Annotated in this window: 11 protein-coding genes; 6 read left to right on the forward strand and 5 right to left on the reverse strand. The window is 35.7% G+C overall.

The window, feature by feature from the left end; genetic code table 11:
- Positions 1-223: 223 nt before the first annotated feature.
- The 3 genes from BW946_RS08750 to deoC are packed head-to-tail and all read left to right on the forward strand — an operon-like array spanning position 224 to position 2407.
- On the forward strand, positions 224-1159 hold the full coding sequence (locus tag BW946_RS08750; RefSeq protein ID WP_076595814.1) for an endonuclease/exonuclease/phosphatase family protein: 936 nt from the start codon (positions 224-226) through the stop codon (positions 1157-1159).
- Between the two features lie 29 nt (positions 1160-1188).
- The gene (locus tag BW946_RS08755; protein WP_002976659.1) at positions 1189-1659 is read left to right on the forward strand and encodes an Lrp/AsnC ligand binding domain-containing protein; all 471 of its coding nucleotides are present in this window, start codon (positions 1189-1191) and stop codon (positions 1657-1659) included.
- Positions 1660-1663: 4 nt separating this feature from the next.
- Entirely contained in the window at positions 1664-2407 is a 744-nt protein-coding gene (deoC, locus tag BW946_RS08760) for a deoxyribose-phosphate aldolase (protein ID WP_076595815.1), read from the forward strand.
- Between the two features lie 51 nt (positions 2408-2458).
- Here deoC and dusB read toward each other — a convergent pair whose 3' ends face one another.
- Together dusB and BW946_RS08770 are read right to left on the reverse strand one after the other, a co-directional pair.
- Positions 2459-3454, reverse strand: coding sequence for a tRNA dihydrouridine synthase DusB (dusB, locus tag BW946_RS08765; RefSeq protein WP_076595816.1), 996 nt, complete (start codon positions 3452-3454; stop codon positions 2459-2461).
- Positions 3455-3598: 144 nt separating this feature from the next.
- On the reverse strand, positions 3599-6826 hold the full coding sequence (locus BW946_RS08770) for a hypothetical protein (protein WP_083688826.1): 3228 nt from the start codon (positions 6824-6826) through the stop codon (positions 3599-3601).
- A gap of 150 nt (positions 6827-6976) precedes the next feature.
- Here BW946_RS08770 and BW946_RS08775 point away from each other — a divergent pair, with 150 nt between their 5' ends.
- The 3 genes from BW946_RS08775 (at position 6977) to BW946_RS08785 (ending at position 9785) form a co-directional block, all read left to right on the forward strand.
- Entirely contained in the window at positions 6977-7768 is a 792-nt protein-coding gene (locus tag BW946_RS08775; RefSeq protein WP_076595817.1) for a T9SS type A sorting domain-containing protein, read from the forward strand.
- A 177-nt stretch (positions 7769-7945) separates the two neighbouring features.
- Positions 7946-8815, forward strand: a complete 870-nt coding sequence (locus tag BW946_RS08780) for a T9SS type A sorting domain-containing protein (protein ID WP_076595818.1) — start codon at positions 7946-7948, stop codon at positions 8813-8815.
- A 160-nt stretch (positions 8816-8975) separates the two neighbouring features.
- Positions 8976-9785, forward strand: a complete 810-nt coding sequence (locus BW946_RS08785) for a T9SS type A sorting domain-containing protein (RefSeq protein ID WP_076595819.1) — start codon at positions 8976-8978, stop codon at positions 9783-9785.
- Positions 9786-9887: 102 nt separating this feature from the next.
- Here the strand turns inward: BW946_RS08785 and BW946_RS08790 are convergent, their stop codons facing one another.
- The 3 genes from BW946_RS08790 to BW946_RS08800 all read right to left on the reverse strand — a co-directional run bounded on the left by BW946_RS08790 (position 9888) and on the right by BW946_RS08800 (position 14606).
- Positions 9888-12710 carry a gluzincin family metallopeptidase gene (locus tag BW946_RS08790; protein WP_076595820.1) on the reverse strand — a complete coding sequence of 941 codons (2823 nt, stop codon included), beginning with the start codon at positions 12708-12710 and terminating at the stop codon, positions 9888-9890.
- 53 nt (positions 12711-12763) lie between these two features.
- Positions 12764-14143: an orotidine-5'-phosphate decarboxylase gene (pyrF, locus tag BW946_RS08795; protein ID WP_076595821.1), complete on the reverse strand. Its 1380-nt coding sequence runs from the start codon at positions 14141-14143 to the stop codon at positions 12764-12766.
- 121 nt (positions 14144-14264) lie between these two features.
- A complete protein-coding gene (locus tag BW946_RS08800) occupies positions 14265-14606 on the reverse strand; it encodes a YkvA family protein (RefSeq protein WP_076595822.1) in 342 nt (113 codons plus the stop codon).
- Positions 14607-14611: the final 5 nt, after the last annotated feature.

Raw genomic sequence — 14611 nt, forward strand, 5'->3', positions numbered from 1 at the left:
GTATTGTCTCAATTTTGATAAATATATCAGAACTACAGGATGATTGAAAAATTAATTCATATTAACTTATTTCATTAGTATTTTTTACTATATTTGAATTGTTTTTTATTGGAAATCGATTTGCAGTTTTAGAAGTAAATCACGAAAATTTGAAAAAAAAGAATAAATTTACATCTTAAAGTAAAAAGAACATAATAAATTAAAAGTATAGAAATTAGTGTAGATGGAGCTGTTCTCTTTTTATAATGTTGAAAATTTATTTTTACCCGATCCGAAACCTGTCCACAAATTAGATCCTACCCGGTCAGGATTAAGTAATTGGGATGAAAAGAGATACAGAAATAAGCTCTTCAAGATCTCACATGTATTTCAGTTGATGAAGGAGGATAATGGTGTACTGCCATTTGTAATAGGATTATCTGAAGTTTCCGGAAGGAAAGTTTTGGAAGATCTTGTGGAGATGGAGCCCTTTAATTCGGAATACGGAATTGTACATTACAATTCTATGGACGAAAGAAAAGTGGATGTAGCCATGTTATATGATAAAAATAAAGTAGAGGTAATAGATTCGGAAACCATTACTTTCTTTTTTGAAATAGTAAATAAAAACACAGAAAATTACGACACAACCAGAGACGTACTTTTTTCAAAAATAAAATATAAAGGGGAAATTATTAATGTCTTTATCGCCCATCTTCCCTCTAAGCGCGAAAAAGATATCAATAAACCTAAAAGAACCTTTATATTGAATGAAGTACGGCAACGGATTATAAAAATTGTAAATGCTGATAAAGAGCATGTTATATTGTGTGGTGATTTTAACGAAAACCCGGATGATGAAAATTTAGTACAAATTCTCTATGACAATGACGATGAGAAGGCTTTAATGAACCCTTTTCAGCAATTGTTTTCCACAAGAAATTATTCTACTTTTCATTATAAATCTGGATTGCTGTATGATCAGATCATTATGTCAAGATCTTTGCTTGATAATAAGACGCTGGTTTTTCAGGATGCTCATATATTCAATTCTGAAAAAATTAGCAGCAGAACCAGAAATTTTGAAGGACGGCCATTCCGAACTTATGCTGGTACAAGGTATTTAGGCGGATATAGCGATCATTTTCCGGTTTTTGTAAAATTTAAAAATTTACAGTAAAAAAACATAAATAATAAAAAAAGTAGAAAATGAAAAATTCGAGCAACACAAGCTACCATTTAGATTCTATTGACAAAGAAATCATCTACATGTTGATGGATAATGCTAAAACTTCTTTAGCCCACATTTCAAAAAATGTTGGAATTTCCACCACTGCAGTGCATCAAAGAATCAAAAAACTCGAACATGCAGGAGTTATTGAAAATTCAATATCATTTCTTAATCCTAAGAAAATTGGATACAAAGTGATTTCCTACATTGGTGTATTTTTAGACCAGCCAAGCCATTATCCGGAAGTGGTAAAGTCTTTGCATGATATCAACGAAGTGGTGGAGGCCCACTATACTACAGGAAATTACACTATTTTCCTGAAAGTGCTTTGTAAAGACAATGATCACTTAATGCAGATTCTTAGCAAGCTTCAAAAGCTGAAGGGAGTAACAAGAACAGAAACTTTTATATCTTTAGAACAAGGTATTTACAGACAATTGAAAGTATAAAAATATGAACATAGCCCAATATTTGGATTCAACTTACCTGAAAACTCCAGAGCAATCAGGTATTTCCCACGAAGAAACACTTCAAAAAGATAAAGAACTTACGCAGGAAGCAATAGACAATGGTATTTTTGCCGTAATGATTCGACCGGATTACGTAGCTGAGATCAGGAAATATATTCAGGAAAGAAATTCAAATGTTGTAGTAGGAACTGTGATAGGTTTCCACGAAGGAACGTATTCTGTTGATGAGAAACTTGCAGAAGCTTCAAAAGCAATAGAAGACGGAGCAGATGAATTAGATTTTGTTATTAATTATACGGCTTATTTACAAGGGAATATAGAGCTGGTAAGAGAAGAATTTGTAAAATGTACCCAATTATCTCTTGAGCATCAAAAAGTTGCAAAATGGATTATTGAAATTGCTGCATTAACTGATGAACAGATTGCAGATCTTACTAAAAAGATTTCTACCTGGGCAGAAGAAAATTTTTCTGAAAATGAGTTGTCGAAAATTTTTGTCAAATCATCTACAGGATTTTATCAGACTGCAGAAGGAAAGCCTAACGGAGCAACCTTTGAAGGAATAGCAATTATGCTCAGCAATGCTGGCAGACTTCCTGTAAAAGCAGCCGGAGGAGTGAGAACTCCGGAAGATGCTGAGAAAATGATCAAAATGGGAGTTAAAAGAATTGGAACTTCTTCAGCGCTGGGATTAATTAAAAACGAATCTTCATCAGAAGGATATTAATATTAGATTCTAAATAATAAAAAACCATCAGTTTTGCTGATGGTTTTATTTTTATAGCTGTGCCTGATATTCTTCGTAGAACTGTTGGGTTTCTTTAATTAAGCTGTCCATTTCTTCCATAGTGAAAACTTCCAGGAATTTTTTTCTGAATTCCTTGAAATGAGGAATTCCACGGAAATAGTTGCTGTAATGTTGTCTCATTTCTACCAACCCTAATCTTTCTCCTTTCCATTCAGTACTCCATTCTGCATGTTGACGAACAGCCAGTAACCGATCTGAAATTGTTGGTTCAGGTAAATGTTCTCCTGTTTTAAAGAAGTGTTTGATTTCATTGAATATCCATGGATATCCAATAGCAGCACGCCCGATCATAATACCGTCACATGCATACTTTTGCTTGTAGTCTAAAGCTTTTTCAGCAGAATCTATATCACCATTTCCAAAAATGGGAATCTCAATATTAGGATTTTGTTTAATTCTTGAAATATGTTCCCAGTCTGCCTCACCCTTATACATTTGAGCACGGGTTCTTGCATGGATGGTAAGAGCTTTAATTCCTGTTTCCTGCAGGCGTTCTGCTACTTCATCAATATTAATGCTGGTGCTGTCCCATCCCAGACGGGTTTTTACCGTGACAGGAAGGTGAGTAGAGCTTACAACAGCTTTTGTAAGACGTACCATAAGGTCGATATCTTTCAGAACACCAGCTCCTGCTCCTTTGCAGACAACTTTTTTTACAGGACATCCAAAATTGATATCTACCAGATCCGGATTTACGGTTTCAACAATTCTTGCAGACATAGCCATTGCTTCTTCGTCTCCACCAAATATCTGTATTCCAACGGGTCTTTCATAATCGAAAATATCCAGCTTTTTACGACTTTTGATAGCGTCACGAATCAACCCTTCGGAAGAAATAAACTCCGAATACATTAAATCTGCACCATGCATTTTACACAAACGTCTGAACGGAGGATCACTTACGTCTTCCATTGGAGCCAGCAAAAGTGGAAATTCCGGCAGTTCTATGTTGCCTATTTTTATCATGGTGCAAATTTACGAAATTCTGAACATTCAGAAATATGATATTATCTATCGGTATAAATGATTGTTTTGTTTAGAAATTTGAGCATAGAAAAAGAATTCAAATAATGTAAGTTTTAATGGTCTGCTCACTTCAGTTTTCCATTGTTAGAAGCTCGCCTTTACCTGCATACTACCGATGTGAATGGTCCGGTCACCGGAGTTTCTTCCTTCGTAATTAAGGTTCAGCTGGATAAACGAGTTGATTGCCTGTTGGATAAACACACTCCATACCTGGTTTTTTCCGGGTTTAAGCCCATCCAGCATCTGGTTTCCTACAATACTGAAATTGTTTCCTGTGAAATTGTTACTGATGAAAGAGAAATTACCACGGATAGACGTTTTTCTGCGCTCCCATTGGATGGTTCCTGTAATATCAAAAGCTTTAAGAAGTTCTTCTCCATCCAATCTTTGTTTCTGGCGGAAAGCTGAAGATAACTCAGCCTGAATGGCATCTGTAAATTTATACGTTGCTTTGGGCTTGGTTTCAAAATTATTGAGACGATAATCCCTTGTTTTAAATAATTGTGAGGAGTTTTGGATATCATGAACCGAGTTTTCCCAATCCACTCTGAATTCTTTATTGAACCAATATCCTATATTCAGGAAATGAGAAGTCTGTTCACGTTCTTCATTACTGAAATTGGCATTAATAAGATTGTCATTGGTGATGAATCTGTAATTTCCGTTCCATCCTGATTTTTCGGTTGGATTAAACTGTACGGAAGCCAAAATATTCTGATTTTTAAGGATCTGATCACTGTTTTTTTCAAAAGGATTCAGAACAAGAACTTTTTCCTTTTTATAGAATGAGTTTTGAGAATTTAATGAAATATTGAAATTCCAACGTTTTAAAAATTTATTCTCAGAATTGAAAACAATGGCCGGATTGACAAATAAGGCCAGCTGCAATTTATTTTTATTGGAAGGAATGTATCTTACAGAATTAGTATACACACGGATATATTGGGCAAGATCAGAATACTCAGCGATTTCAAATTCGTCCAGCTGCTGAATGCCATCGCCATTATAATCGGTCCATTTATAAACACCTTGTCCGTCTGTTACTTTAATGTACTGAAATTCCCTCTGTGCTTCCTGCCCGTTTCCAAGCTCATAGAAAGCCTGAAGACGCATTCCGTTCCTGAAAAGCTGCTGATTGTATAAGATGTTTCCGACAACAAAATCATTATTACGGGTTACTTCACCTTCTGCACCTGCGTAGAAGAATTTCCGGTAGTGAATTAAGGCATTTAAGGTGGTTCTTTCTGTTTTGATAATCTGACTTTCAGCCATGATCCCCAAAATATTGTTCATATTCTGAAGTCTGTTATCACGCACCGAATCGTTATCTCTCATATACACTTTTGCCAATAATTTGGTTCTTGTACTGTCACCGATTTTCTTTTGCAAAAAGATTTCTTTCCAGCTGAAACTTGTGACATCCATAAGTTGGGTATCATTATATTTCTTCTCGTTATGCTCCATGCTTCCACCAATGGCCCAGCTTCCTTTTTTACCGGTAAATTCCGTTGAAACTCCACCACGGATGAACTTCGTATCCTGAAGAGTAGCGTTGGTACTCAGATAAGACAGATTACCTTTTGTAAAGAATTTTCCTGTCAGCCAGCCGAAATCAAGGTCATTTTTAATCCCTTTGTAAGAATCCTGTTCATTCAGATAATTGATGCGGTAATTCAGCGTAGACTTATTATTCCATTTATTCAGGAAGCTGAAGATAAATCTGTTCTGGGTCTTTTTATTGAATTCCTGCGTAAGGTTGAAGTCTCTGGAGAATTCTACATCATTGATACGGTCAAGGATATGAAATTGCCTGTCTATATATTGATATTCAAAGCTTGGAGTTCCTTTCCATGTGTTTTTTGTGAAGCTTTTATTTCCAAAAATACGCCACGCATATCCCATATTCTGATCAGAATCTTTTGATGAAAATAAATTGACATCATAATTGCTCAGCGAGATATCAGCACCTATTTTTCCTTCATTCAGCAGATATTCAGAGTTTAGAGAGTATACCTGTGATTTCTGAGGTGAAGGAAGTTTTCTTACTGCTCTGTAGTCTCCGCCATTAGGACCTGCATATTCAAAAACACGTCCGTTGTTGGTAGTCTGTGCAATTTTATAATCTCCCTGATTGGCTCCGAAATAGGTAAAAGAAACCTGATACAGTGTTAAACTTGAATCCGTAGAATATTCATAGAAATTTCCGGCAGGATTTAATTTATATAAAATCTTATTGACATCATATTCGGTTACTACTCCTGAAGGGGCATACATCAGGTCAGGATTATTTCCGGCTTCTGCAAGAATCTGCTCATCTTCCTTAGAAAGATTTAGAGAAAGAGGAGCATTTTTGTTGTCATTTTCCATAAACCAGTTGAACCCCACTTTGAATTTTTCTCTCTGATGCTCAAGCTTTCCGGTAAACAAATACCTTGAATAGTTCCTGTTGGCGTAGTTATAAGAAATGGTGATGAAATTCTGCTGGAAAATAGGGCGGAAACTGGTAAAAGTAACCTCACCGGTATTGTAATTGATGATATAATCCTGGTTTTCACCACGCTTCATTAAAATTCCATCAATAAAAACCTGTTCAGATCCGGAAATCAGTGTGATAAATTGTTCACCGTTCTTCCCTGTCAGACGGTAAGGTCCCTGGTTACCTTCAACCCCCTGAAAACGGATTCTGTGGAATTCACTTCTAGCAACACCTGCAGAGATATCTACAAATGTCTTGTTCTCCTTCCCGAATTCTGTCTGGAACTGAAGTCCCATACTTCTTCTCTGGTATTTGGCAAAATAATTCTTAGCTTCTACCAGATCAAGATGCCCCGCTCTGAGAATAGACTTGTCCTTAATATTAAGCTGCATATAGATTTTGTCAAACTCCTCCAAAGTCTGGGTATAACCATCAGCCTGAATCGGCAGGTTATGATCTGAGATACTTGCTAAAATGGTAACATCTTTAGATAAACGCCCAGATATCTGAAGATCCATAGAACTCTGTACAGATTGCCCCTGATTATTACCAAAAGTAATTCCCCGAATGATAGAACCTTTTGAATTGAGTTCTCCTAAAAATCTCTTTTTATCATTTTTTGCCAGTACAGCTTCATCAATAATGATCTTATTGTGGGTTCTTATGAAGTCCAGAGTGTCCTTGGCAAAGATATCCTGTTCCAGCTTTGCAGCAAGAATACTATCCCTTTTAATACTGTCTTCAGGAACGTTGGGATTTTTCCACGAAAAAACCTGAGCATTTCCTGAAAATATGCCTAAGAAGAATAAAACGGATAGAATGACAAGATTCCGCAAGTTTTGGAAAATAAATCGTAAAAATAGGTAAAAAATGTTAATACTATGAGATTAACAAATAAAAATAAAAAATTAATCAAAACTTTGTGATATATTAAAAAAATATTTTTACTTTAGTAAGTGAAATAATTAATTAAAAAAATTCAAGTCATGAAAAAAATGTATTCGTTAGTTGCTGTAGCTATGCTTGCTACAGCCTCTTTTGCACAAACAACTCTTTTGTCAGAAAATTTTGGTACAACTTCCGCATTACCATCCGGGTGGACAAGTACAAGTAGTACAAACGGTTGGAATATAAATACAGCTTCTGCTTCATCCGGATATTCCGGTGCATCAGGAGGAAGCAATGCTGCATTTGCGGGAACTGGTACAAATGGAGTCACTCATTCTTTAACTTATTCTAATTTATCTACAGTTGGGTATAGTAATATTAACGTTATATGGGGAGGTAGAGGAACAAGCAGCTTTAACCAGAATGTTAATTTTCAATGGAGTACAGATGGGACTGTCTGGAATAATGTGACGTATACTTACAACAAAAATTCTGGCACCTGGGATCTTGTAAATGGAGGTGTAGCTATTCAATTGCCTGCAGGAGCAGAAAACGCTTCTAATTTAAGGCTTAGATGGTCTTCTGTGACAAGTAATTCAGGAAATTACAGGATTGATGATGTAAAGGTTGTTGGTACTTCTGCTTCACTTGCTACCAATGAAGTGAAAAGAAATAAAAATCTTTTCGTTAAAAATACTGTTCTAAAAAGTGATATCAGCTTCGGAGTAACATCTGATGTTAAAATCTTCAATATGGCAGGTCAGGTTGTTAAGACGGCTGCTGTTCATGAAAATCAGTCGCTGAATGTTTCTGACCTTAGAGAAGGAGCTTATATCGTAACGGGAACTGTCAACGGTAAAGCTGTTTCAGAAAAAGTGATTAAAAAATAGTATCAGGATAGACTTATAGTTCAATATACGACGCCATTTTATCAAAATGGCGTTTTTTTATTTTCTTCATGTAAATGATTTGTTTTATTAACAGAAATTTAATCTAAATATTGTGAATTATTGAAAAATCGATGTAATTTAGTCACTGAAATTATTAATAACAAAAGATTTTAAATCATGAAAAAACTTTATTCTCTTTTTGCAACAATTGTGATGAGTGCAGTTGCTTTTGCACAAACAACTTACCTTTGGGATGGTAGTTCTGTAAATCCCATTTCTGGTATCAATGCTAATATTTCAAGTGTAGCATTTGCGGCAACTCAGGGAAATAATAATGGTACAACCACTTTAATTACCACTTCATCCGTATCTTCAGGATATACCGGAGCAAGTGGATCCAGTAATTTTGGTGCTGCAGCTTTTAAAGAAGCTCTTTCGACTGCAACTAGTACCTATTTTAGTGTAACTGTTACTCCTGTCGCAGGTAATAAAGTAACTTTAAATTCTTTAAGTTTCGGGTCCAGAGGAACATCTACAGGCCCTGGAAAGATTACAGTATATTCAAGCATTGATAATTATGCAACAGCGATAGGTACAGCCAATGTTAATAATAATAGTACATGGGCATTGAGTAACATCACTTTTTCAGGTGCTAATTTAGTTGGTGCAGAATCGGCTCCGGTTACGCTAAGAATTTATGGAAGCGACAGTGCTGGTGCCGGAACTCCATCTCTTGGTACTGCCAACTGGAGAATAGATGATATTTCTTTAACGGTTACTTCGTCTACTGCCTCTTTAGCTGTTATTGATGCCAAAAACGAAAAGTCAGGAAACTTCGTAAAGAACTCTTTAATTAAAAATAATGAGATTATTTTCGGATCTGACGTGAAAGATGTGAAGATTTTCAATATGTTCGGACAGCTTGTAAAAGAAACTGCTGTAAAGCCAAACGAAGCTGTAAGCATTGCTGAATTAGCAAAAGGAAACTATATCGTTACAGGTACCGTAAACCACCAGCCGGTTTCTCAGAAAGTTCTTAAAGACTAATTTTTTTTAGATAAAAATATAGCCAGCTGCTTTAATTGAAGCAGCTGGCTTTTTATGTAATTATTTCCAGATTTTTAGATTTTTGTATCTTATATATTTCTTAATTTGGTGGTATTATTTTTGATGTTTTTATGATCAATCCATTTCTAAAATTATTACTATGAAAAAAATCTTTACTCTTGTTGGACTTATAGTATTAACTTCGTTTTCCAATGCCCAGATTGTGATCAATGAAATCTATGGCGGGAATGTCAATTCAGGATCTGTATTGAAAAATAATTATATCGTCCTTAAAAATATCGGAACTACTTTGGTTTCTTTAACGGGAGCAAGTATTCAATATGCTCCGGCCATAGGTGCTTTTACAGAATATCATACGCTTCCGGATTTTACATTAGGACCGGAAGAAACCTATTTAATTCAGGAGTCAGCGATTGAAGGTGGTGTTGAAAATCTGCCAAAACCGGATTTTATTGCAACTACAATTATAAATTTTGACGGAACTCCTAATAAATCTTCCGGATTAAAAATCTCCAACGTATCAGGAAAAGTTGCATTAGCCGGAAATATAGTGCAGGTCACCGGACCTTCTGCGTCCAATGTTCTGGATTTTGTAGGATATGGATCCAATGCAGATCAATTTAAAGGAGATGGCCCAGCTCCTTCTCCCACTACAACTACAGGCATCAAAAGAAATTTAGTAGGAAGTAATGATAATATGTCAGACTTCTCTCTCGAAGGCAGCGTAAAGTCTGGTTTTGTACAGAATCCTTTTATAAAAGACAGCAGAATAGTATTCGGAACAGAGGTGAAAGATGTGAAAGTTTACGATACATACAGACAGGTTGTTAAAAAATCACCTACTAAACTGGCTTCAGCTCTTGATATTGCAGAACTTCCCAAAGGAACTTATATTGTGACAGGAACGATTAACAATATTCCGATCTCACAGAAAATTATAAAAGATTAGTTTTTAATAAAAAGAACAGCCTGTATTCATAAGCTGTTCTTTGACTTTTATATTGTTATCTATATAAGATTTAATCCACAAAGATATCCACAATTTTTTCTATTAATACCAGCCTCTTCTTGCTGCATTAATAATGGATCCGAGATTAAGAATTAAAGTATATCTGATACGTTTTCCGTAATCTTTGAATGAAGGTTCAAAACCCAGAGAAGACTGGATCGGGAAATATACTTCCAGAAAATCAGGGATGATTCTTACTTTAACTCCTGTGTCCCATATGAATTTGGCAGGAAGATCTTTATTTTTATATACTCCGGCATCCGCATACACATGGAATATTTTCCATACACTGGAATCTACATTGGCAGAGGTGATCCATTGGTTCACTGTTCCCGGCAGGAAAGATTTAAAACCACCATCAGCTAATATAAACTGTTGAGAAAGGAGGCCGCTGCTGGCACTTTCTCCCAAAAGAGTATAAGAGAATGAATAGTTGGAAACCCTGGAAATTCCATAGTCAAAGAGGTTATTTCTGGTGTTGTTTCTTAAGAAGTATCCGGCAAATAAACGTAAGCTTAGCTTTTGTTTAGGGGCAAATTCCCATCTGTAGAAGCCTTCAGCCGTTATTTTATTGAAATCTTCCATTCCCTGGGCGCTCAGGCTGAAGCTTTTTTCATGAATCATCTGGTTATCGCTATAACCATAGCCAATACTCCAGAGATTATATTTGCTGTAATCATTATTGGCGATCATTTGAGGACTCAGATCTCTTTCAAAATAATTATAGGAAACTCCAAGACTTCTGCTTACAGTACTTCTTGGGTTCTTTCTGAAGTTAATTGAAGATGATATTGAGGTTTTTCTGTAGGCCAGATCATAATCATAATGGAAATAAGAGCCTGAAAGACCGAATGTAAGACTTCGGATAATGCTTTCTGCAGGCAGAATAGAGTAGGAGACTGCTCCGGAACCCGTAAGTTTTCCTGTTCCGGTACTATAGGTTGGAGTCACCGAATACAGGAATTTCTGATCAAAGAAAGATTGATTTTTAAAATTAGCTCCCAAAAGAAATTTATCATACGTATTGTTGAAACGCACTCTTGGGCTGATGTAAATCTCATTGTATTCCGGGTTAGGAATATCTTTTATTAATTTAAGTTTAATTTTTTTCGTATTGGAAAACAGTCCTTTCGCATACAGAAAGTTGTCTCTGTAATTGGATTCCGGGAAAATATAGCCACTGTTTAAGGTGGTTTTGTAAATATTCTCTGATGCAGGAAGCGACAGGTTGGTGGTACGTTCATTTTCCTCCGTGTCTATCCAGTACGTTTTCTTTTCTCCTTCTCTGGTTTCTGTTTCCAGTTTTACAGGAATAGAAATGTCTGTATTTCTTACAATTTTTATTTGCAGAGAATCATTATCTTTTCTGATGTTTTTCAATTTAAAATCAATCCTGTTCTTTTGTTTGAAAAAGTTGGAGAGATAGGCGGCTGACTTATTGTTTTCAGCAAGGGATGACAGAAATTCATCAGGATTAATTTTTTTTCCTGAATTCTGAGAAATATAATTTTTTACAATTCTATCAAATTGTTCATATCCCATTTTGTCTGCCGAATAGTTGAAAAGACTTCCGGTTTCAAAGCTGCTGATGGCCATATCATTGAAATTACTCAAAACGGGAAAATGTTCATCGATTTTCTGATCAAGGTTCTGCAGCATGATATACTGATAGGAAAGCCCATAGCGGTCCAGAAGTTTTACTTTGGAGGCATGGAATAACTTTAACGGTTGAAGTCCAAAGATTCTGGTCTCGGGAAGTGTACCTAAAAGTTTCGTATCAGCATAGAATTTTTTGAGATATTGAATTTCAAGATAAGATTTTAACCCATTTTTAAACCAGTGATCTTTTTCTTTATCTGCAATAACGCCTTCGTCAAGAATTTTCTTAGCAATGATCCCAAAATAATCCATATCCGTTTTTTCGGTCTCGGTAAACAGACGGAATCTGAATTTCCAGAAAGTAATATCATTATTCCCGAAAAAGTCTTCTTTGGCTCTGAATTTATCTGAGATAAAGATACTTTTCGGAAGATATCCGATGCGCTCCTTAATGAATTTTAATTGTAAAGGAAGATAAAACTCCAGGTTTTGTTTTTCATCCGGTTTCAGATTATATCCAAATTTAATTTCGATTTCATCTCCGTCAACATTGGTTTTGATGGATTGAAATTCTGTTGTAGAAATCAGGAATTCAGGATCTGAATCGAGATATCCCTTAAATGAATTCATCTGAACCTGTGGAAGATTTCCCTCAACAAAACTATTTACAGGGATGTCAAAGTGAATGGTCCAGAAAGTATTAAAGCTTATCTGTTCCTCAATATCGTGATAGTTTCTTCTGGAAATATTGTCCGGATCAAAATGATCCGGAACAATAAAGAAATATTTTAATACAGTATTCTGAGCGGATGTTCCGTATCCCGTAAAGTTTTTATCGGGAAGCTGCATCCTGTATTGCAACTGTAAAGTGACACTTTCGCCAGGTTTTAATACATTTTTCAGAGGAATAAAAAGATTTTCATCCGAGAGTGTATTGACAGGAAGAACTTCATTTTCAGAATTTTTAATATTCAGTTCAAGAAGTTTTCCCAATTGATCATTTTTTGCAAAATGCAAATCATTATTCCGGTCTTCCAGTTTTCTGTAGACTAAAGAAGTTCCCCGTTTATTGTACGCGGAAACCCAATTCAGGAGTTTTATGGTCTGCAGGTCTTTCCCGGAATGATTGTAATAAACAATTTCCTGGCGGACATCAAGGTTCTTTTTGTCAGGAGACAGTTTTGTTTCAATGTATATACTGTCTGTCTGTGCAGAAACCTGTACAACTCCACATAACAAAATAAGGCAAAGGCTGATCTTTTTCAAATATTCGTGATAAAGCCCAAATATAACTTATTTTGTATATACTTTATAGCATTTTAACCTTGAATTGCTTTTTTTTCCAAAGAATTAATGTAAGCGTTCCATCCCTCTGTTTTATAAGTGATTGCTGATGCTTCCGGATCATTGGATTTGTAGATTCCTCTTCCTACAATAATAAAATCTGTGTGAAGTGTTTTGAAAACATGTTCAGGTGTGTTGTACTGCTGCCCTTTACCATCTCCCGAGTCTGCAAGATTTACCCCCGGAGTGAACAATAGCAGATCTTCAGGAATTTTATTCTGAGATACACCGCCAATTACATTAGGGTGAGATAAAGCTACTTTTAAAGCTTCTTCACGATAGCTTGCAGTTGTTAAAGCTCCTTTAGAAGACATTCCAACGATGGCTACCACTCCTACATTTTTGAAGCAGTCTAATGATTCAAAACCTCCGATTACCTGAGAAGTTACGAAATCTGCCCAATCCGTAATTTTGAAAACCCCGCTTGTGAACTGAAGTTCCTGCGTGTTTCCGATATCAGCAAATTTTCTGTCTTCCATCAGTAAGAACTGGTGTTTTGCAGCAATAGCTTTTAAAGGAGTAATTGTTTTTTCATATTCGAAATCAGAAATAATATCGATATGCGTTTTTAAAGCAATAATATGCGGACCTACTTTTTCAGCAAGTTCCAATAGCTCCTGAGTTGTGGTAACATCTGCAGAGGCAATAAGGTTTGATTTTTTTGTCAAGGCCGTTTCCAGTAATTTTTTTGAAACGGAATGTTGTGCTGCCTGAAGTTTCTGCTCATAAGAAGATCTTGTTTCCTCTTCGAACTGAATGTGGTTCCCCTGAAGGAAGTCCTGGATTCTTTTTACTTCTTCATCTGACAATTCACCTGTTTCCTGAAGAATGTGGCATACTTCCGAAATATTGAAAAGCGTGTGAACTCTATAGCCCTTACCTTCCAATAATTCCTTTCCTCCCTGTTCTCTGTCCAATACCACCACAATGTCAGAAACTTTAAGATCTTCCTGTTCTATTTCAGGAATGGTTTCCAGCAAAGATTTCCCCGAAGTGATCACATCTTCTACCAAAAGACAGTTTTGTCCTTTCTGGTAAATTCCCTCAATCAGCTTTTTGGTACCGTAGCTTTTTGCTTCTTTTCTTTTAATAATTAATGGAATATAGCTTTCCAGAGACATTGCAGTAGCCATAGGAAGCGCAGCATAAGGAACTCCACAGATTAAATCAAAATTATCTAACGGAAGCATTTCCAGTAAATAATTTGCAAGATTTTTTAAAATTTTAGGATCTGAAGCCAAAGGTCTCAAGTCTACATAAAAAGGACTTTCAATACCGCTTTTCAGGGTAAACCTGCCGAATTTGATGATGCCTAATTTGTAACACTCTAAGAAGAATTCTTTTTTACTTTCCATTATTTTTTATTAGATATTGCAAATTTAAGGAATTGAAATAAGGCTTAAAAATTTATCGCTCATTTGTCAATAAAAAACCATCCCGGATTGGCCGGGATGGAGTGAAAAATATAATAAACTATTATTTTACGATTTCAGCATCAATGATTTGGGCACCACTGTATTTTTGCTGAGCTTCCCATAATAAAAACTTGTCCACCTCTTTAATGAGCTTAGGAATGGTAAGTGACAATACTGCCAGGTCATCCATGACTCCAATTACCGGTATCACAAATTCAGGAAGGAGGTCAATAGGAGAGAGCACATATAAAATTCCCAGTAAAGGAAGAATAATGTCTATGGATTTCATTGGATAAATTCCTTTTCTCCACATTTTAACCATTCTGAAAATATCAGGGATCTTTTTTATAAAGCCCTTATGATTGATGGCTTCTTTTGCAAGATTTAATTTTGAATATTTCATTTTGT

The organism is Chryseobacterium sp. RU33C (assembly GCF_900156015.1).
GTDB classification, from domain to species: domain Bacteria; phylum Bacteroidota; class Bacteroidia; order Flavobacteriales; family Weeksellaceae; genus Chryseobacterium; species Chryseobacterium candidae.

Coding starts and splice junctions, on each gene's coding strand:
- BW946_RS08750 (WP_076595814.1), top strand. CDS start 224: ATGGAGCTGTTCTCTTTTTATAATGTTGAAAATTTATTTTTACCCGAT.
- BW946_RS08755 (WP_002976659.1), top strand. CDS start 1,189: ATGAAAAATTCGAGCAACACAAGCTACCATTTAGATTCTATTGACAAA.
- deoC (WP_076595815.1), top strand. CDS start 1,664: ATGAACATAGCCCAATATTTGGATTCAACTTACCTGAAAACTCCAGAG.
- dusB (WP_076595816.1), bottom strand. CDS start 3,454: ATGATAAAAATAGGCAACATAGAACTGCCGGAATTTCCACTTTTGCTG.
- BW946_RS08775 (WP_076595817.1), top strand. CDS start 6,977: ATGAAAAAAATGTATTCGTTAGTTGCTGTAGCTATGCTTGCTACAGCC.
- BW946_RS08780 (WP_076595818.1), top strand. CDS start 7,946: ATGAAAAAACTTTATTCTCTTTTTGCAACAATTGTGATGAGTGCAGTT.
- BW946_RS08785 (WP_076595819.1), top strand. CDS start 8,976: ATGAAAAAAATCTTTACTCTTGTTGGACTTATAGTATTAACTTCGTTT.
- pyrF (WP_076595821.1), bottom strand. CDS start 14,143: ATGGAAAGTAAAAAAGAATTCTTCTTAGAGTGTTACAAATTAGGCATC.
- BW946_RS08800 (WP_076595822.1), bottom strand. CDS start 14,606: ATGAAATATTCAAAATTAAATCTTGCAAAAGAAGCCATCAATCATAAG.